An 18,162-nucleotide genomic window follows, 5' to 3' on the forward strand; every position below is an offset into this window, starting at 1 on the left:
AATTCCCCCGTTCGACCGATGAGTTCCGGCCGATCATCCATTTCAGGTGTTCAATATCACGGCACCGATCGGTATCGGTCTGGTCACGCTGTGACGTATTCGGCGAGGTGTTCTCCGGTGAGCGTGGAACGGGCCGCGACCAGTTCGGCCGGGGTGCCCTGGAAGACGATCCGGCCTCCGTCGTGACCGGCGCCCGGGCCCAGGTCGATGATCCAGTCGGCGTGCGCCATCACGGCCTGGTGGTGCTCGATGACGATCACCGACTTGCCCGCGTCGACGAGCCGGTCGAGCAGCCCGAGCAGCTGTTCGACATCGGCCAGGTGCAGGCCGGTGGTCGGCTCGTCGAGGACGTACACGCCGCCCTTCTCGCCCATGTGGGTGGCGAGCTTGATCCGCTGCCGCTCGCCGCCGGACAGCGTGGTCAGCGGCTGGCCGAGGGTCAGGTAGCCCAGCCCGACGTCGGCGAGCCGCTTCAGGATGGTGTGCGCGGCCGGCAGCTTGGCGTCACCGGCGGCGAAGAACGCCTCCGCCTCGGTCACCGGCATCGCCAGGACCTCGGAGATGTCCTTGCCGCCCAGCTTGTATTCGAGGACCGACGCCTCGAAGCGCTTGCCCTCGCACTCCTCACATGGGGTCGACACCCCGGCCATCATGCCCAGGTCCATGTAGATGACGCCGGCGCCCTTGCAGGTCGGGCAGGCGCCCTCGGAGTTCGCGCTGAACAGCGCCGGTTTCACGCCGTTGACCTTGGCGAAGGCCTTGCGGATCGGTTCGAGCAGGCCGGTGTACGTGGCCGGGTTGCTCCGCCGGGACCCGCGGATGCCCGTCTGGTCGATCGCGACCACGCCGTCCCGCTTCGCCACCGAGCCGTGGATCAGCGAGCTCTTGCCGGACCCGGCCACCCCGGTCACCACGACCAGCACGCCGAGCGGGATGTCCACGTCCACGTTGCGCAGGTTGTGGGTGGCCGCGCCGCGGATCTCCAGTCTGCGGTCGGAGACCCGTACCGAAGCCTTGATCTTCGATCGATCGTCGAGGTGCCGGCCGGTGATGGTGTCGCTGGCGCGGAGGCCGTCGACCGTACCCTCGAAGCAGATCTCTCCGCCCGCGGTGCCGGCGCCCGGGCCGAGGTCGACGACGCGGTCGGCGATCGCGATCGCCTCCGGCTTGTGCTCGACGACGAGGACCGTGTTGCCCTTGTCGCGCAGGCGCAGCAGCAGCTCGTTCATCCGCTGGATGTCGTGCGGGTGCAGGCCGATGGTCGGCTCGTCGAAGACGTAGGTGACGTCGGTCAGCGCGGACCCGAGGTGCCGGATCATCTTGGTGCGCTGGGCCTCGCCGCCGGACAGGGTGCCGGCCGGCCGGTCCAGGGAGAGGTACCCGAGGCCGATCTCGACGAACGAGTCCAGGGTGTGCCGCAGCTTCTCCAGCAGCGGCGCGACCGACGGCTCGTCCAGCTCACGGACCCAGGCGGCCAGATCGCTGATCTGCATCGCGCAGGCGTCGGCGATGCTCTTCCCGCGGATCTTCGAGGAACGGGCGGCCTCGCTGAGCCGGGTGCCGTCGCACTCGGGGCAGACCGTGAAGGTGATCACCCGTTCCACGAAGGCGCGGATGTGCGGCTGCATCGCGTCGACGTCCTTGGACAGGAACGACTTCTGGATCGACGGGATCAGGCCGGCGTACGTCAGGTTGATGCCGTCGACCTTGATCTTGGTGGGTTCCTTGTAGAGCAGGTCGCTCAGCTCGCGCTTGGTGTACTTGCCGATCGGCTTGTCCGGGTCGAAGAAGCCACAGCCGCGGAAGATCCGGCCGTACCACCCGTCCATGCTGTAACCGGGGATCGAGATGGCGCCCTCGTTGATCGACTTCGTGTCGTCGTACAGCTCGGTCAGGTCGAAGTCGTTGACGTTGCCGCGGCCCTCGCAGCGCGGGCACATGCCGCCGGTGATGCTGAACGACCGGCGTTCCTTCACCTGGGCGCCGTTCTTCTCCAGCGTCACCGCGCCGGCGCCGGAGATCGAGGCGACGTTGAACGAGTACGCCTGGGGCGAGCCGATGTGCGGGTCGCCGAGCCGGCTGAACAGGATCCGCAGCATCGCGTTCGCGTCGGTGGCGGTGCCGACCGTGGAACGCGGGTCGGACCCCATCCGCTCCTGGTCGACGATGATCGCCGTGGTCAGGCCCTCCAGGACGTCCACGTCCGGGCGGGCCAGGGTCGGCATGAAACCCTGGACGAAGGCGCTGTACGTCTCGTTGATCAGGCGCTGGGACTCGGCGGCGATCGTGCCGAACACCAGCGAGCTCTTCCCCGAGCCGGACACCCCGGTGAACACCGTCAGCTGGTGTTTCGGGATCTCGACGCGCACGTCCTTGAGGTTGTTGACCCGGGCGCCGTGCACGCGGATCGAGCGAAGAGCCGTCATGTGTTCCCCTCAGACCTGATTGATGCGGATCATGTTGCCCGCCGGGTCGCGGAAGGCGCAGTCCCGCACACCGTACGGCTGGTCGGCGGGCTCCTGGACCACCTCGGCGCCGAACGCCGCCAGCCGGTCGAACGTCGCCTGCAGGTCGGTCGCGGCCAGCACGATCCCGGCGTAACTGCCCTTGGCCATCAGTTCGGCGATGGTACGGCGCTCGGCGTCGGTGATGCCCGGATCGGCGGCCGGCGGCTGCAGCACGATCGAGGTCTGCGGCTGACCCTGCGGGCCGACGGTGATCCAGCGCATGTCACCGAACCCGACGTCGAGGCGTACCTCGAAACCGAGGCCGTCCCGGTAGAACTCGAGGGACTTGTCCGGGTCGTCGGCGGGCAGGAACGCGGAGTGGATGTGAATGCTCATGCCGACGATGCTAGGAACGTCCGCGGCGGCCCGGCTTCTCGATTCCTGACCGGTCGCAGCACCTGCTTGGCCACGCAACCCGGCAGCCCGGCGACCTCACCGGCGACCCGGCGCCGGTACTCCCCCGGCGGGATGCCGACCAGCTCGGTGAACCGGGTGGTGAACGTGCCCAGCGACGAGCAGCCGACCGCGAAACACGCCTCGGTGACGCTCAGGTCGCCGCGCCGCAGCAGGGTCATCGCCCGTTCGATGCGGCGGGTCATCAGATATTGATACGGCGGCTCGCCGAACGCCGCCTTGAACTGCCGGCTCAGGTGCCCGGCCGAGAGGTGCACGTGCCGGGCCAGCGCCTCGACGTCGAGCGGCTGCGCGTAGTCCCGGTCGATCCGGTCCCGCACCCGCCGCATCAGCACGAGTTCCCGCAGTCGCTGGTCGGCCACGCACCGCAGCCTAGCGCTTCCGCCGGCTCACCGGCGGGGTGCCGCGGTGAGCGTCTCGATGAGTCAGTGGACCTGGTCGGGAAGGACGGCCAGGCCGGCGCGGGCGACGATCTCCTGCAGAGCGGCGACGTGCGCGGCGAACGCGGTGTGGCCGTGCGGGCTCAGCTTCGCCGACGTGCGCGGGCGCTTGGCGACGAAGGACTTGCGGATCTCCACGTAACCCGCCTCCTCCAGGGTCGTGAGCTGCTTGGACAGGGCCGAGTCGGACATCCCGAGGCTGTCGCGGAGGAACTTGAAATCGGCCCACTCGGTCGCCGCGAGCAGGCTGACCAGGGACAGCCGGGTCGGGGCGTGGATCAGCTCGTCGAAGCGCGGCTCGGGACTCACCGCGAACCCGCCAGCGGCCGGGACAGCATCAGCCGCCGCAGATAGGACATCAGACGCGGCCCGCCGACGGTCAGCGCCAGCGCCACCGGCACGACCGCCGACGTCGCGGGGAACGGCGCCGACAACGCCTCGAGGGTGAACCCGAGCGCGAGCCCGACAGCCACCAGACCCAGCGCGAACGCCGCGATGGCCACGGCGCCACGAATGCCCATCAGGTCCGGACGGACCTGCACGCGAGCCTTCCGGACGACGGCGATGATCACAGCGCTCAATCCTAGGGTGTACGCGACCGAGCCGACCGCGATCACCCAGCCGACCTCGCTCTCCACGCTGGCGACGAACAGCACCATCAGCACACCGATGGCCGACCAGTACCACCCTGGGACGAGGCTGGTCTCCACCACCTGCTCGCGGCGGGCGCGCATCTCGGCGAGGGCGATCTCGGCGTCGATCGGGGGGATGTCCATTGCTTCCTCCTTCGGAACATACTTGCCTACAAGGAAAGTAGCCCGCACTTTCCTTGTAGGCAAGTACTTTCCAGATCGGCCTGTCCGAGTGAGCGGGACCGCCGCGGTGAGGGCGCGGCGGGCCGTTCGGTCACCCGTACGCCGGTCAGAGGTGGGCGCGGACCAGAAGGGTCGCCGGCAGGGAGATGGCGGCGGCCGCGAGGAACGTCATCGCGAAACGCAGCCGCAACGCGGCGCGCAGGGCGCCGCGGCGGCGGGCCTTGGCCGCGCGGACCAGGCGGGAGCTGAGATAGAGGTACGAGCCGGCGAGCGTGAACACGGCGGGCACCATGAGCAGCGCGCTGAGCAGGGACGACACACCGTGCCAGCCGTCGTCGCCGCCGCAGCTGGACACCCGGCGGCCGGCGGTGCAGCGGGGCAGGCTGATGTCGTACAGGATGTCGGCGACCGACCAGGTGACGACAGCGGTCGTGAGCACGGAGACGGCGGCGAAGACGAGAAGGCTACGACGGGACACGTCCGATAGTGTGCAGGCATGCGCGTACCGACCGCGGCGATCACCGCAGCGTCCCTGATCGGAGGGTGGCAGGCCGCCCGCCGCACCGGTAACCGCCCGCTCGGCGGGGCCGTCCTGGCCGCCGGCGGCCTGCTGGCCGGCCGCGAGTGGGCCCGCCGCACCGGTCCGGCCACCACGACCGCGCTGGCCGCGACGTACCTGGGGGCGTTCGCCCTGTCCCACCCGCTGGCGAAGCGGATCGGCCCGTGGCCATCGGTTCTGGCCGTGTCCGCCGCGACCGCCGCCGTCTCCTACGCCCTCGCCGACCGCCGATAACCCACCGCCTCCCGCCCCGCCCGCCCACCGCCTACGACAATCGCGGCGATCTTGTGAGTTTCGGGCGGACCGGGGACTTCTGCTCGTCCTCCTCGCGCGCCCGCGTCGAGTCCCCGGCGGATCGATGCGGCGGGGCCCCAGCCATCGAGACCCTGGGGGGACAGACCTGCCTGGACCGGTCCGGTCGCAACTCCCATGATCGGCCCCGGGAGGGGTGCGCCTGGCAGGAGGGAGCGGCACGATGGCGGCGTGGACGGTGCGCGATGGGTGGTCTGGCGGCAGGACGACAACGGGAACCGGTTCGTGGTGCGCCGGTTCGACGACCGGGCGGAGGCGGACCGGCTGGCCGCCGAGATGGAGGCGCGGCCACAAGCAGCTCCATGGGGTCGCCGCCGAGGAGAAACGCTGATCAGGTGGGGCGCGGGGCGTACATGATGACGGCGACGCCGACCAGGCAGATGGCCGCGCCGATCAGGTCCCAGCGGTCCGGCCGGAACCGGTCGACGACCATCGCCCAGGCCAGGGAGCCGGCGACGAACACTCCGCCGTACGCGGCGAGGATCCGCCCGAAGTTCGGGTCGGGCTGCAGGGTGGCGACGAAACCGTAGGCGCCGAGCGCGATCACTCCCCCGGCGATCCAGAGGAGTCCACGGTTCTCCCGGAGGCCCTGCCAGATCAGCCAGGCCCCGCCGATCTCGGCGACGGCGGCCAGCGCGAACAGAAGCAGCGAACGGATCACGAGCACGCCGGGCACGCTACCGCGCGCGAGCCGGACGCGGACCGCAGGTGGGGAGCGGGTGCGGCCGGAGGCGGCATCGGGCGGGCCGCGGGTGACGGTGAGCGTGACAAGCGACGGATCGCCTGGGCGTTATGTCATGGTTTCGGAATGGGATTGTCGCGGCGAGGGCTGCTCGGTGCCGGGTTGATCGGAGCGGTGACGCCCCGGGGTGGGAAACCCGGCGGGGAGCCGAGCGAGGCGGACTGGCGGGCGCTCGCCGGCGGGCTGGACGGCACGCTGGAACGGCCCGGGAGTGCGGGCTACGACCGAGGGCGGCAACTGTTCTCGCCACGCTTCGACCGGGTCCGGCCGCCGGCGGTGGTGCGCTGCACGACACCCACGGACGTGGTGGAGAGTGTCGCGTTCGCGAACAGGCTGGGGGTGCCGATCGTGCCGCGGGGCGGCGGGCACTCGTACGTCGGCGCCTCCACCACCTCGTCCGGGATCGTGCTGGACGTGCGGGCCCTCAAGGCGGTCGGCTTCGACGCGGCGACCCGCACCGCCACGATCGGCGGCGGCGCGCTGCTGATCGACGTCTACAACGGCTTGGCGGGGTACGGAGTGTCGATCCCGGCCGGCTCGTGCGGCACGGTCGGGGTCACCGGAATCACCTGCGGCGGCGGGATCGGCGCGGCCGCCTCCGCGTACGGCCTGACCTGTGACACCGTCGTCGCCGCCGACGTGGTGACCGCCGACGGCCGGCTCCGGACCGTGGACGCGGCCCGGGAGCCGGACCTGTTCTGGGCGTTGCGCGGCGGCGGGGGCGGCCGGTTCGGCGTGGTCACGTCGTGGCGGATGCGTACCCATCCGGCCGGGTCTACGGGCACGTTCGTGCTGGTGTACCCGTGGGCGGACGCGGCCGCGGTGGCGGCCGGATGGCAGGCGTGGGGCGCGGGCGCGCCGGACAACGCCTGGTCGACGTGCCAGTTCGCGGCGGACCGGGTGGGCGCTTTGTCCGTACGCATCAGTGGTTTCGTCCTCGATGCCGACGCCCACGGTGAGGTGGCCGCCCTGGCCCGGCTGACCGGGCGGGAGCCCACGTCCGCCACGATCGGCCGCAAGCCGCACGCCGACGTCCTGCGGGACCGCGCCGGCGGCACCGGACGTGGCACGCACCTGATCGGCAGTGAGATCTTCGACCGGCCACTGCCCGCGGCGGGGGTCGAGGCGCTGCTGGCGGCGGTACGGCAGCGGGCCGCGATGCGACGGCCGGGTCTGGCGAAGCTGAAGCGGATGACGGGCGCGCCGGCCCGGGTGGCGGCGGACGCGACGGCGTTCCCGTGGCACGGCGCGCACGCCATGCTGCAGTGGCTGGTCGAGCCGGCGGCGGCGGACCCGGCGTCGGTCGCCGACGGGTACGGCTGGATCGACGCCGGGCACCGGGCGGTCGCGCCGTGGTCGTCCGGGCGCTATGTCAACTACCTGGAGCCGGGCCCCACCGAACCGGTCCGCTATCACGGCCGGCACCTGGACCGTCTGCGCCGCGTGCGGGCCGCCGTCGACCCGGGCCGGCGGTTCCGGACCGCGTACCCGCTGTAGAAAACCTCAGGACTCCCCGGCCGCAACCGTTATGACGCCTCGTGAACCATGACCGCATCCGCGCCTTCGCTGACAACCCGTTCGTGGCCTACCCGGACGATCAGCGGTACGCCGACGACGTCCGGCCCGGCGGCCTCCTCGACATCGACCCGGCCCGGGGGTGGCTGGAGCGGATCGACGCCGCCCGCGCGGCCAACCTCTACACGTTCAGTCTGCCGCTGGACGCCCGGGCCACCGCGGCGAGCGGGTTCGCCGGCGAGGAGCTGCTGCTCTTCTCCACGTACGGCTACCTGGGCCTGAACGGGCACCCGCGGATCGTCGCGGCGGCCACCGAGGCGGCGCAGCGCTGGGGCACCACGACCGGCGGCGCGCGGCTGCTGACCGGCACCATCGAACTGCACCTGGAGACCGAGCGTGCGCTGTCCGCGCACGTCGGCTCGGAGGCCGCCGCGCTGTTCTCCAGCGGGTACGACGCCAACCTCGCCGCGATCTCCGCCCTGTTCAGCAAGCGGGACGTGGCGATCGTCGACGAGCTGATCCACCGCAGCATCCTGGACGGCTGCCGGCTGGCCGGGGTGCGGGTGGTCAAGTTCCGGCACAACGACACCGCACACCTGGCGGACCTGCTGGCGGAGCACGCCGGGTCGCGGGTGCTGGTCGCCGTCGACGGCGTCTACTCGATGGACGGCGACATCGCGCCGCTGGCCGAGATCGTCGCGCTGAAGCAGCGGTACGGGGCGTTCCTGCTGGTCGACGAGTCACACGCGGTCGGGGTGCTGGGCCCGGAGGGCCGGGGAACCGCCGCGCACGCCGGGGTCGAGCCGCGGGACGTGGACATCATGACCGGATCGCTGGGGAAGGCGTTCCCGTCCGGGGGCGGGTTCGTGGCCGGCTCCCGCGGGATGATCACGTATCTGCAGCACGGGTCGGCGCCGTACATGTTCTCGTCGGCGATGACCCCGGGCAACGCCGCCGCGATCCGCGAGACGCTGCGGGTGATCGTGGACGAGCCGCAGCACCTGGCCACCATGTGGGCGAACGCGGCCCGGCTCCGGTCGGTGATCGACGGCCTGGGCCTGGACAGCGGCAACACGGCGACGCCGATCGTGCCGGTGATCCTCGGCGACACGGTCCGCACGTACGCGTGGGCGCGCCGCCTGCTCGACCACGGCATCTACACGTCGGCGGTGCCGTTCCCGGCGGTCGCCGAGGGTCAGTCCCGGCTGCGGCTGTGCGCGACCGGGCAGCACCGCCCGGAGGACTTCGACCGGCTGGCGGCGGCGCTGGCCCGGCTCGCCAGCGACGAGCTGGCGAGCGTCGGCTAACGCACCAGGCGGAGATTGCCGGGCTGGTACGTCACCAGCCCGGCATCGTCGAGCTCGTAGGTGACCGCCGGCCCGTCCCCGGTGATCCGCAGCCGGTTCGGGCTGACCAGGTGGTACGTCGCCGTGCCGGTCACCACCTCCAGCGACGGCGTCAGGATCCGCACCGACGGCGCCCGGACCGCCCCGGACTCGACGGTCAGCCCGAGCCGGTTGATCGCCCAGGTCACGAAGACCGGCGAGTCGGCGAGCCGCGGGACCACGCCAGCGCCGAGCCCGTCGTCAGTGCTCAGGTGCAGGTCGTTGCCCAGGCAGGAGACGTGCAGGCCGGTCACCGTGGCGTCCTCGGCCAGCTCGGCGCGCCACCGCACGGTGTGTGGCCGGCTGCCGGTGACCACGGCGGTGCCCTCGGCCGAGCCGGTCTCGGCGAAGACCAGCTCGGTGCCGATCACGGCGGTGCGCTGCCAGGCCAGCGGCCCGGTGGGCAGCCGGATCGGTCGTATTTCGACCCGTGCCGTCAGGGTTTCGGACATGACGCCTCCTTTGCCGGAGTCTCATCCTGGCACCACGCCACCACCCACGCCAGGAATACCCCGGAAGGTGTCACCCGGCGGCGATCAGGGCCTGTGGCGCGGCCGCCTTCATCCCGAGCGGCCCGGCCCGGGTCCCGGTGATCACCCGCACGTCAAGATCGAGCGTGTGGATTTGCGCCGTCATACGCGCCGCAAATCCACACGCTGTCGGGTCGCCGTAGCGGTCGATCACCGGGGCGAGGCGGTCCAGAGGTGGGTGTCGCTGAAGGTGGCGAGCAGCTGGCAGGCGTGCTGCACGTCGGGCCGCTCGGCGTGGTGCAGCGGGCCCAGATAGTTGATCAGTTGCATCAGGAAGCCCTCCGGACCGGGACCACGATCGCGCCGCGCCGGGAATCGACGCCCCCGGTTGACGGGGGCTGCCTCCCCGCAAACCCCGGAATCCAGCCGGGTCAGCGGGACCAGAACCACCTTCGGTTCTGCCGGCGCCGCCACGTCATCTCGTCGGCGATCATCGACCGGACGCTGGCGACCGCCACCGTGAGAGCCTCCCCCAGTCCTTCGCAGGTCCGGCAGTCCTCCCCGTCGCATTCGGTGCGATGGTTGTACGCGATCTCGGTCACCACCCGGTCCAGGACGGCGCACGCGTAGGTGCCCCGATCCCCGGGATGCTGCCGAGCCAGCACCTCCCGGAACGCGGTGACCTCTTCCTCCTGCACGCCGTACAGCCGGGCAGCGCTCTCCACCTGGCGCAGAGCGTCCCGAACGGTCTCGTTCACGTGGACGAACTCCCCCATCGCCAGTGGACGTGTGGACGGTGAACCTACCGGCCACGAGCATGAACTCACATGGGCCGGACAGCCGATGTCGGTCGGCCGAACAACCGGCGGACGTCCGATCCGCCGTGGGGATGGTACGAAAAAATCCCCGGGCCGTGGGGGCCCGGGGATCGCCGGAGGTCAGCGGGCGGCGAGCTTGTCCGCGTCCTTGTCGAGCGCGTGCGGGCTCTGCTGGATGCTGGCGGTGAGGGCGCCCACGTTCTGGCACACGGTCTGCACCTTGAGGATGGCGCTGCGGACCTCGGCGAGGTACCCGGCTTCGGACGGCTGGCCGGCGGCGCTCTCCGCGTGCCGGACGGCCAGTTCGAGGACGTTCACGTTCGCGGTGATCAGCGTGCTCTTCGACTGCTTGCCGACGGTCACGATCTTCTTGCCGGTGGCGACATCGAGGTCGTAGCCGTCTTCACCGAGCGTGGCGTAGCCGGTGATCCCGCAGGTGGTCGCGGTGGCCTCGTCGAGGCCGCTGATGGTGACCGCCGGGGCCGCGGTGGCGACCGGGGCAGCGGTATCTCCAGGGGTGGCGCAGCCGGATATCACCAGCATGGTGGCGGTGGCGACGGCTGCGGTGAGGGTTCCTCGCATGGCCGGAAGGCTACCGGTACCGCATGCCCGCCCCACTCCGGCCCATCGGACATGTGACGCACATCGTGCGCGAGCCGGTGACGCTGGGTAAATATTCATGGACCCGCAACTACATGTGGTGAGATGGGGCGTGACTTTTGATCTGTCCGACGATTTCACCGGTCCGGAGCTGCGGCAGGACCTCTGGATCGACCACTATCTGCCGCACTGGAGCACTCCGGACCGGTCCCGGGCCCGCTACGACCTCGGCAGCCTCGGCCTGCGGCTGCGCATCGACGCCGACCAGCCGGACTGGCGCCCCGAGGACGCCCCGCTGCGCGTCTCCAACATCCAGACCGGCGTCTTCTCCGGCCCGCTCGGCAGCGGCATCGGCACCCACCGGCACCGCCCGGACGGCCTGGCCGTCCGCACCGAGACCGGCTCCCGGCTGCTCTGGGCCCCGGCGGCCGGCCGGGTCGACGTGACCGTCAGCGCCAGCCGCGACGAGGGCTGCATGCTGGCCGCCTGGCTGGTCGGCGCCGAACTCGACCCGCGCGACAGCGGCGAGATCTGCGTCTTCGAGATCGACGCCGCCGCCGTCGGCGAGGACACCGTCACCGCCCGCCTCGGCATCAAGGCGCACCACGACGACCGGTTGCGTACCGACATGACCGAGGTACGGGTGCCGGTGAACGCCGCCCGCCCGCACACCTGGTCGGTCACCTGGGGACCGGACGGCACCGAGATCAGCTGCGCCGGCGCCGTCGTCGGCCGGTTCGACCAGGCCCCGGACTATCCGCTGATCCTGATGCTGGACCTGTTCGAGACCGCGCCACCGTCGCCGGACGCCGCCGCGTACCCCAAGACCGCCTTCGTCCATCGGGTCCGCGGCCGGTCCGCGCACCCGGGAAGGTGACGGACATGACTCGTGTGCGCGGACACTTTTGGGGGCCATGACGGCGCCGGGGTGCTGGAGTTGACCCGAGACGGCACTCTCGGCTGGCGAAGGCGGACCGCGGAATGCAGGACGAAGATCTGATCAGGGCGGTCATCGCGGCGGTGGCGTTCGGTGTGATGCTCGCCGGGCACTACATCGGCGACCACTGGGTGCAGACCAGCGGCCAGGCGTACGGCAAAGGGCTCGACACCGAGGGCTGCGTGCGCCGGTCGGCCATCTGGCACTGCGCCAAGCACGTCGCCTCGTGGACCGTGACGACGACGATCTTCCTGCTCGCGGCCGGGTGGTGGCTGCGCCTGCCGTTCGAGCCCGGCTGGCTGATCGCCGGGATCGCGCTGAACGCGGTCACCCACTTCGTCGCCGACCTGCGCACCCCGCTGATCCGGCTGGGCCGGCTGCTGGGCCGTGGCGGCTATCTCGACCACGTCGGCGTGGTGCGGGCGTCCGGGCCGGCGACGAGCGGGCCCGGCACCGGCCTCTTCGAGCTCGACCAGGCCTGGCACATCGGCTGGCTGGCCGTCTCCGCCCTGGTGATCGCCGGCCCGCCGGCGTAAGGGGAGATCAGGCGCCGGGTGGCCGGCGGCTCTTGCCGCGGGCGAAGACGAAGGCGACCGCCGCCACGACACCGGTCACGCCGAGGCAGCAGACCGACAGAACCAGCAGGTGCCACGGCTTCAGTGCTCCCATGGCCGACACCGTACCGCGCCGCGTGGAACCATTGTCGTCACGGGATCGACGTGGGAGGTTGCCCTGGACACCGACGACCGCTACCTGTGGCTTGAGGACCTGGACGCGCCGGAGGCGGCGGCCTGGGTCGCCGAGCGCAACGCCGAGACGCTGCGGGCGCTGTCCGGGGACGGGTTCACGCGCCTGAAGGACGAGATCCGGGAGGTCCTGGACAGCAAGGACCGGATCCCGGTGCCGGCCTGGCGCGGCGACGGCTTCTACTACGACTTCTGGACCGACGCCGACCACCCTCGCGGGCTGTGGCGGCGGACGACGGCCGAGCAGTTCCGCCGGGACGAGCCGGAGTGGGACGTGCTGCTCGACGTGGGCGCGCTCAACCGGGCCGAGGACGAGAACTGGACGTGGTCCGGGGCGGTCGTGCTGCGCCCGGGGTACGACCGCTGCCTGGTGAAGCTGGCGCGCGGCGGCGCGGACGCGGTGGTCGTGCGGGAGTTCGACCTGGAGCGGCGGGTCTTCGTCGAGGACGGTTTCACGGTTCCGGAGGCGAAGACCACGGTCAGTTGGATCGACGCCGACACGATCTTCGTGGCGACGGATTTCGGGCCGGGCTCGCTCACCTCGTCGGGCTATCCCCGGGTGGCGAAGCGGTGGCGGCGCGGCACCCCGCTGGCCGAGGCGGTGGAGGTCTTCGCCGGTGAGGACGACGACGTCCTGATCACGGCGGTGCACGATCCCGCGCCGGGGTACGAGCGGGATTTCGCGGTCCGGCGGCGCGATTTCTACCACACCGAGCTGTACCGGATCCTGCCCGGCGGGGAGCTGGCGCGGGTCGAGGCCCCCGACGACGCCGACTGCGACGTGCACCGGGACTGGGTACTGATCCAGCTCCGCTCGCCGTGGACGGTCGACGGCGCGACCTACCCGGCGGGGGCGCTGCTGGCCACCCCGTTCGGGCGGGTGGAGCCGACGGTGCTGTTCCGGCCGGACGAGCGGACGTCCCTGCTGTCGTACACGTGGACCCGTGACCATCTGCTGCTGGTCACGATGACCGACGTGCGGACCCGGATGGAGGTCCTCACCCCGGACACCCCGGAGTGGCGGCGGGCGCCGATGCCCGGGGCGTCCGGTGAGTTCGACAACACGTGGGTCGTCGACACCGATCCGGACCACAACAACGACTTCCTGCTCTCCTCCGAGGGGTTTCTGCAGCCGGCCACGCTGAGCCTCGGAACGGTCGGCGGCAACGTGACGGTTCTCAAGCGGGCGCCGGAGTTCTTCGACGCGTCCGGGATGACGGTGCGGCAGTACTTCGCGGTGTCCGCCGACGGGACCCGCGTGCCGTACTTCGTCGCCGGTCCCGGCAACGGCGGACCTACCTTGCTGTACGGGTACGGCGGTTTCGAGGTCACCATGTCGCCGTCCTACAGCGGCCGCACCGGCCGGGGCTGGCTGGCCCGCGGCGGCACGTGGGTGCTGGCCGGGATCCGCGGCGGCGGGGAGTACGGCCCGGCCTGGCACCGGGCCGCGCTGCGGGAGAACCGGCTCCGGGCGTACGAGGACTTCGCCGCCGTCGCCGCCGACCTGGTGGACCGCGGCATCACCACCCCGGACCGGCTGGGCGCGCTCGGCGGCAGCAACGGCGGCCTGCTGATGGGCGTCATGCTGACCCGCTACCCGGAGCTGTTCGGCGCGATCGTCGCGATGGTGCCACTGCTGGACATGCGCCGGTACACGAAACTGCTGGCCGGCCGTTCCTGGATCGCCGAGTACGGCGACCCCGACGACCCGGCGGACTGGGCGTTCCTGCGAGAGTTCTCGCCGTACCAGAACGTCCGCCCGGACCGCCCGTACCCGCCGTCGCTGTTCCTCACCTCGACCCGCGACGACCGGGTGCACCCCGGGCACGCCCGGAAGATGGCGGCCCTGTTGCGGGAGCACGGGTACACCACCACGTACTACGAGAACGTGGAAGGCGGGCACGGCGCGGCCGCCGACAACGAGCAGAGCGCCACCAACTGGGCGCTGACCCTAGAGTTCCTCTGGCGTCATCTGGGCGGCGCGTGACTCCAGGTAACGCTGCTCGGGGCGGCTCAGCGTGAGCCGGGCCGCCTGCCGGTAACTCTCGCGGGCGGCGGCCCGGTCACCGATCCGCTCCAGCAGGTGGGCCCGCACCGCCGCGGTCCGGTGGTGCCGGGCCAGCACCGGACCGGCGGCGACCCGGTCCAGGGCGGCGAGGCCGGCTTGCGGGCCGTCGACCATGGCGTGGGCGACGATCCGGTTCAGGGTGACCATCGGGCTGGGCGCGAGCGCGTGCAGGAGCCCGTACAGCGCAAGGATCTGCCGCCAGTCGGTGTCCTCGGGCCGCGCTGCCTCCCCGTGCACCGCAGCGATCGCGGCCTGCACCTGAAAGGGGCCGATCGGTGTTGTGGCCAGCGCGTCCGTGATGATCGCGACGCCTTCGGCGATCGCGGCGGCGTCCCAGCGGGTGCGGTCCTGCTCGGCGAGCGGGATCAGCGTGCCGTCCCGGCCGGTACGGGCGGGCCTGCGGGCGTCGGTGAGCAGCATCAACGCGAGAAGACCGGCCACCTCGCCGTCGTCCGGGAGACGCCGGCGTAGTTGCCGGGTCAGCCGGATCGCCTCCCGGGTCAGGTCCACCCGGTTCAGGGCGTCGCCGGAGCTGGCCGTGTGCCCCTCGTTGAAGATCAGGTAGAGGACGTGCCGGACCGCGGTGAGATCGCCGGGCGGCGCGAACCTGCTCCCGCTGTCCCGGATCCGCTGCTTGGCCCGGCTGATCCGCTGCCCGACGGTCGCTTCCGGCAGCAGCAGCGCCCGGGCGATCTCCGCGGTGGTGAGCCCGCCGACCGCCCGCAGTGTGAGCGTGACCTGCGCCGGAACGCTCAGCGCCGGATGACAGCAGAGCAGCAGCAACGCCAGCTCGTCGTCGCCGCGCACCTCCGGCGTGGGTTCGTGCAGCACCGCCTCCTCACGGCGCCGCCGGGCCGTCTCGGTGCGCAGCAGCTCCACCCGGCGGCGGCTCGCCACCGTGATCAGCCAGTTCGCCGGCTGCTCCGGAACACCGGTCTCGGGCCACTGCCGGGCGGCGGCGATCAGCGCCTCCTGCACCGCGTCCTCGCAGGCGTCGAAGTCGCCGTACCGCCGCACCACCGCGGCCAGCACCCGCGGCGCGCAGTCCCGGAGCAGCCCGGTCAGATCTCCCATGCGCTCATGTCCAGGACCGGGCGGACCTCGACCCGGGTGTACGCGGCGTCCGGCGCCTTCGCGGCCCAGGCGACCGCCTCGCCGAGATCCGCGACGTCGATCAGGTAGAAGCCGGCCAAATGCTCTTTGACTTCGGCGTACGGGCCGTCGGAAGTGATCGTCCGGCCGTCGCGCACCGACACCTGGGTCGCCAGCGCCGGATCGCCCAGCCCTTCGCCGGCCACCAGCACGCCCGCCTCGCGCATCTCCTCGGTGAGCCGCAGGTGCCCGAGGCCGAAGTCGGTGCGCTGCTGCTCGGTCAGCGTCTCCCAGACAGCCAGCGACTGCGGGTTCGACTGGATCAGGATCAGGTATTTCACTGTTCTCTCCTTCGCTCTCACCTGTCATGTCGAAACCGCCGGGCCCGGTTTCGACGTCCCGGCATGAACGAGATCAGGGAAGTCATCGAACGCAAGGCCGCGCTGCTTTCGACCGGCGACGCCAAGGCCATCCTGTCCTACTACGCGCCCCGCATCGTCGAGTACAACCTCGCCCCGCCGCTGCGCCAGCCCGGCGACACCGGCGACCCGTCCCACCTCGAAGCCTGGATGTCCACGTTCGAGGCGCCGCCCCGCCGCCGGGTCACCGGCCTGGAGATCACCACGGACGGCGACGTGGCGTTCGCGACCAGCCTGGACTGCCTTTCGGCGGTCCCGCGCGGCGCGACCGAGGGTTTCACCCTGTGGTTCCGGGTGACGCTGGGCCTGCGCCGCATCGACGGCCGCTGGCTGGTCACCCACGAACACGAGTCGGTCCCGTTCGAGATGGACGGCTCGTTCCGCGCCTCGACCGACCTCTCCCCCACCGGCTGACCGTCCCGGGCCGGGACGGCAGGCCGCCACCCGCCGTTCCGGCCCAGTGTGACCCCCGCCGCAGCACAAGTTCTTTGACTCTGAAATAGTTGCGCAAGCAAGGGAGTTGTACGGGGCAGTCCGGGAAGTAGAAAACCCGGCCGGATCACCAGGAGCGGGTCATGCAGTTCGGAATCTTCAGCGTCAGCGACATCACGACGGACCCGACCACCGGCCGGACGCCCACCGAGGCTGAGCGCATCAAGGACATCGTCACCATCGCCAAGCACGCCGAGGAGGTCGGCCTCGACGTCTTCGCGCTCGGCGAGCACCACAACGAGCCGTTCTTCTCGTCCTCGCCGACCACCACGCTCGCGTACATCGCCGCGCAGACGACGACCCTGCAGCTGTCCACCGCGACCACGCTGATCACCACGAACGACCCGGTGAAGATCGCCGAGGACTTCGCGATGCTGCAGCACCTCGCCGACGGCCGGGTCGACCTGACGCTCGGCCGCGGCAACACCGGGCCGGTCTACCCGTGGTTCGGCAAGGACATCCGGGCCGGCATCCCGCTCGCGCTGGAGAACTACGCGCTGCTGCACAAGCTGTGGCGCGAGCACATCGTCGACTGGGAGGGCAAGTTCCGCACCCCGCTGCAGAGCTTCACCTCGACGCCGCGCCCGCTCGACGAGGTGCCGCCGTTCGTCTGGCACGGCTCGATCCGCAGCCCGCAGATCGCCGAGCAGGCCGCCTACTACGGTGACGGCTTCTTCGCCAACCACATCTTCTGGCCCGCGTCGCACACGCAGCGGATGGTGCAGCTGTACCGGCAGCGGTTCGAGCACTACGGCCACGGCTCCGCCGACCAGGCGATCGTCGGTCTCGGCGGCCAGGTGTTCATGCACAGAAACAGCCAGGAGGCGGTCAAGCAGTTCCGGCCGTACTTCGACAACGCCCCGGTCTACGGCCACGGCCCGTCGCTGGAGGACTTCACCCGGGAGACGCCGCTGACCGTCGGCAGCCCGCAGCAGGTCATCGACCGTACCCTCGGCTTCCGTGAGTACGTCGGCGACTACCAGCGCCAGCTGTTCCTGATGGACCACGCCGGCCTGCCGGTGAAGACCGTCCTCGAGCAGCTCGACCTGCTCGGCTCCGAGGTGGTCCCGGTGCTCCGCAAGGAGTTCGCCGCCCTCAAGCCGGCCCACGTGCCGGACGCCCCCACCCACGCGTCCCTGCTGGCTGCGAAGCTGGCCAAGAACACCCAGGTCAAGGAAGAGGTTCAGGCATGAAGCAGCGCAAGCTCGTCGTCATCAGCGCGGGCCTGAGCCAGCCGTCGTCGACCCGCCTGCTCGCGGACCAGCTGTCCGCGAGCACGGCGGGGGCCGCCGCCCGGCTCGGTGTCACCCTCGACGTCCAGGTCATCGAACTGCGCGACCTGGCGCACGAGATCACCGACAACATGCTGACCGGCTTCGCCAAGCCGGCGTTGAAGCAGGCTCAGGAGGCGGTCACCGCGGCCGACGCGCTGATCACCGTGACCCCGGTGTTCTCCGCCAGTTACAGCGGCCTGTACAAGTCGTTCTTCGACGTCCTCGACAAGGACGCCCTGGTCGACAAGCCGGTCCTGCTCGCCGCGACCGCCGGCACGGCCCGCCACTCGCTGGTCCTGGAGCACGCGCTGCGCCCGCTGTTCGCGTACCTCCGGGCCACGATCATCCCGACGTCGGTCTTCGCCGCCAGCGACGACTGGGGCGCCAACTCCGTCGAGGGCCCGCTGCGCGGCCGGATCGAACGCGCCGCGACGGAGCTGGCCCGCGAGGTCGAGCGCAGGGAGCCGGCGGTGGTCACCGACCCCTTCGCCCTCACCGCAGACTTCGAGCAGATGCTCAAAAACCTCTGATGTCGTACGCCCACCACGCCCGTGGCG

The 18,162-nt window shown here is 71.3% G+C and carries 23 protein-coding genes; 9 read left to right on the forward strand and 14 right to left on the reverse strand.

Going from position 1 to position 18,162, the window contains the following annotated elements; all coding sequences use genetic code 11:
- Window positions 1-83: 83 nt before the first annotated feature.
- The 6 genes from ACZ3II_RS37165 to ACZ3II_RS37190 form a co-directional block, all read right to left on the reverse strand.
- Window positions 84-2,426, reverse strand: a complete 2,343-nt coding sequence (locus ACZ3II_RS37165) for an ATP-binding cassette domain-containing protein (protein WP_465524312.1) — start codon at window positions 2,424-2,426, stop codon at window positions 84-86.
- Between the two features lie 9 nt (window positions 2,427-2,435).
- A complete protein-coding gene (locus ACZ3II_RS37170; RefSeq protein ID WP_465524314.1) occupies window positions 2,436-2,843 on the reverse strand; it encodes a VOC family protein in 408 nt (135 codons plus the stop codon).
- Window positions 2,840-3,250 carry a helix-turn-helix transcriptional regulator gene (locus tag ACZ3II_RS37175; RefSeq protein WP_465524376.1) on the reverse strand — a complete coding sequence of 137 codons (411 nt, stop codon included), beginning with the start codon at window positions 3,248-3,250 and terminating at the stop codon, window positions 2,840-2,842. The genes ACZ3II_RS37170 and ACZ3II_RS37175 overlap by 4 nt, the downstream gene beginning before the upstream one ends.
- A 96-nt stretch (window positions 3,251-3,346) precedes the next feature.
- Complete coding sequence (locus ACZ3II_RS37180) at window positions 3,347-3,670, reverse strand: winged helix-turn-helix domain-containing protein (protein ID WP_465524316.1); 324 nt, start codon at window positions 3,668-3,670, stop codon at window positions 3,347-3,349.
- Window positions 3,667-4,137 carry a hypothetical protein gene (locus ACZ3II_RS37185; protein ID WP_465524318.1) on the reverse strand — a complete coding sequence of 157 codons (471 nt, stop codon included), beginning with the start codon at window positions 4,135-4,137 and terminating at the stop codon, window positions 3,667-3,669. The genes ACZ3II_RS37180 and ACZ3II_RS37185 overlap by 4 nt, the downstream gene beginning before the upstream one ends.
- A gap of 145 nt (window positions 4,138-4,282) precedes the next feature.
- The gene (locus ACZ3II_RS37190; protein ID WP_465524320.1) at window positions 4,283-4,654 is read right to left on the reverse strand and encodes a hypothetical protein; all 372 of its coding nucleotides are present in this window, start codon (window positions 4,652-4,654) and stop codon (window positions 4,283-4,285) included.
- A gap of 18 nt (window positions 4,655-4,672) precedes the next feature.
- On the opposite strand from ACZ3II_RS37190, the gene ACZ3II_RS37195 reads away from it, so the two are divergent.
- Window positions 4,673-4,969, forward strand: a complete 297-nt coding sequence (locus tag ACZ3II_RS37195; protein WP_465524321.1) for a hypothetical protein — start codon at window positions 4,673-4,675, stop codon at window positions 4,967-4,969.
- A 409-nt stretch (window positions 4,970-5,378) separates the two neighbouring features.
- Here ACZ3II_RS37195 and ACZ3II_RS37200 read toward each other — a convergent pair whose 3' ends face one another.
- Complete coding sequence (locus tag ACZ3II_RS37200; protein ID WP_465524322.1) at window positions 5,379-5,714, reverse strand: YnfA family protein; 336 nt, start codon at window positions 5,712-5,714, stop codon at window positions 5,379-5,381.
- A 141-nt stretch (window positions 5,715-5,855) separates the two neighbouring features.
- Here ACZ3II_RS37200 and ACZ3II_RS37205 point away from each other — a divergent pair, with 141 nt between their 5' ends.
- Window positions 5,856-7,286 carry an FAD-binding oxidoreductase gene (locus ACZ3II_RS37205; RefSeq protein ID WP_465524324.1) on the forward strand — a complete coding sequence of 477 codons (1,431 nt, stop codon included), beginning with the start codon at window positions 5,856-5,858 and terminating at the stop codon, window positions 7,284-7,286.
- A 41-nt stretch (window positions 7,287-7,327) separates the two neighbouring features.
- On the forward strand, window positions 7,328-8,611 hold the full coding sequence (locus tag ACZ3II_RS37210) for an aminotransferase class I/II-fold pyridoxal phosphate-dependent enzyme (RefSeq protein WP_465524326.1): 1,284 nt from the start codon (window positions 7,328-7,330) through the stop codon (window positions 8,609-8,611).
- Here the strand turns inward: ACZ3II_RS37210 and ACZ3II_RS37215 are convergent.
- The 4 genes from ACZ3II_RS37215 to ACZ3II_RS37230 all read right to left on the reverse strand — a co-directional run bounded on the left by ACZ3II_RS37215 (window position 8,608) and on the right by ACZ3II_RS37230 (window position 10,559).
- Window positions 8,608-9,141, reverse strand: coding sequence for a putative glycolipid-binding domain-containing protein (locus tag ACZ3II_RS37215; RefSeq protein WP_465524328.1), 534 nt, complete (start codon window positions 9,139-9,141; stop codon window positions 8,608-8,610). The two genes, ACZ3II_RS37210 and ACZ3II_RS37215, sit on opposite strands and share 4 nt — an antisense overlap.
- A gap of 70 nt (window positions 9,142-9,211) precedes the next feature.
- Window positions 9,212-9,373, reverse strand: a complete 162-nt coding sequence (locus tag ACZ3II_RS37220) for a hypothetical protein (protein ID WP_465524330.1) — start codon at window positions 9,371-9,373, stop codon at window positions 9,212-9,214.
- A 217-nt stretch (window positions 9,374-9,590) separates the two neighbouring features.
- Complete coding sequence (locus tag ACZ3II_RS37225) at window positions 9,591-9,917, reverse strand: hypothetical protein (RefSeq protein ID WP_465524332.1); 327 nt, start codon at window positions 9,915-9,917, stop codon at window positions 9,591-9,593.
- Window positions 9,918-10,097: 180 nt separating this feature from the next.
- On the reverse strand, window positions 10,098-10,559 hold the full coding sequence (locus ACZ3II_RS37230; RefSeq protein ID WP_465524334.1) for a hypothetical protein: 462 nt from the start codon (window positions 10,557-10,559) through the stop codon (window positions 10,098-10,100).
- Window positions 10,560-10,689: 130 nt separating this feature from the next.
- On the opposite strand from ACZ3II_RS37230, the gene ACZ3II_RS37235 reads away from it, so the two are divergent.
- Both ACZ3II_RS37235 and ACZ3II_RS37240 read left to right on the forward strand, forming a co-directional pair.
- Complete coding sequence (locus ACZ3II_RS37235) at window positions 10,690-11,454, forward strand: glycoside hydrolase family 16 protein (RefSeq protein WP_465524336.1); 765 nt, start codon at window positions 10,690-10,692, stop codon at window positions 11,452-11,454.
- Between the two features lie 104 nt (window positions 11,455-11,558).
- Window positions 11,559-12,050 (forward strand): transcriptional regulator, encoded by a 492-nt coding sequence (locus ACZ3II_RS37240; protein ID WP_465524338.1) that lies wholly within the window; start codon window positions 11,559-11,561, stop codon window positions 12,048-12,050.
- A gap of 7 nt (window positions 12,051-12,057) precedes the next feature.
- On the opposite strand, the gene ACZ3II_RS37245 is transcribed toward ACZ3II_RS37240, so the two are convergent.
- Entirely contained in the window at window positions 12,058-12,183 is a 126-nt protein-coding gene (locus ACZ3II_RS37245) for a hypothetical protein (RefSeq protein WP_465524340.1), read from the reverse strand.
- Here ACZ3II_RS37245 and ACZ3II_RS37250 point away from each other — a divergent pair.
- Window positions 12,160-14,247 carry a prolyl oligopeptidase family serine peptidase gene (locus ACZ3II_RS37250; RefSeq protein WP_465524342.1) on the forward strand — a complete coding sequence of 696 codons (2,088 nt, stop codon included), beginning with the start codon at window positions 12,160-12,162 and terminating at the stop codon, window positions 14,245-14,247. The two genes, ACZ3II_RS37245 and ACZ3II_RS37250, sit on opposite strands and share 24 nt — an antisense overlap.
- Here ACZ3II_RS37250 and ACZ3II_RS37255 read toward each other — a convergent pair.
- Window positions 14,212-15,402: an RNA polymerase sigma factor gene (locus tag ACZ3II_RS37255; protein ID WP_465524344.1), complete on the reverse strand. Its 1,191-nt coding sequence runs from the start codon at window positions 15,400-15,402 to the stop codon at window positions 14,212-14,214. The two genes, ACZ3II_RS37250 and ACZ3II_RS37255, sit on opposite strands and share 36 nt — an antisense overlap.
- Window positions 15,390-15,761: a YciI family protein gene (locus tag ACZ3II_RS37260; protein ID WP_465524346.1), complete on the reverse strand. Its 372-nt coding sequence runs from the start codon at window positions 15,759-15,761 to the stop codon at window positions 15,390-15,392. Before ACZ3II_RS37260 ends, ACZ3II_RS37255 begins: the two co-directional genes overlap by 13 nt.
- A 63-nt stretch (window positions 15,762-15,824) precedes the next feature.
- On the opposite strand from ACZ3II_RS37260, the gene ACZ3II_RS37265 reads away from it, so the two are divergent.
- From ACZ3II_RS37265 to ACZ3II_RS37275, 3 genes are all read left to right on the forward strand, one after another.
- Window positions 15,825-16,253: a YybH family protein gene (locus tag ACZ3II_RS37265; RefSeq protein ID WP_465524348.1), complete on the forward strand. Its 429-nt coding sequence runs from the start codon at window positions 15,825-15,827 to the stop codon at window positions 16,251-16,253.
- A gap of 161 nt (window positions 16,254-16,414) precedes the next feature.
- Window positions 16,415-17,524, forward strand: a complete 1,110-nt coding sequence (locus ACZ3II_RS37270; RefSeq protein WP_465524350.1) for an LLM class flavin-dependent oxidoreductase — start codon at window positions 16,415-16,417, stop codon at window positions 17,522-17,524.
- Window positions 17,521-18,135 carry an FMN reductase gene (locus tag ACZ3II_RS37275; protein ID WP_465524352.1) on the forward strand — a complete coding sequence of 205 codons (615 nt, stop codon included), beginning with the start codon at window positions 17,521-17,523 and terminating at the stop codon, window positions 18,133-18,135. The genes ACZ3II_RS37270 and ACZ3II_RS37275 overlap by 4 nt, the downstream gene beginning before the upstream one ends.
- Window positions 18,136-18,162 lie beyond the last annotated feature (27 nt).

This window comes from Actinoplanes sp. NPDC019969 (assembly GCF_055562375.1).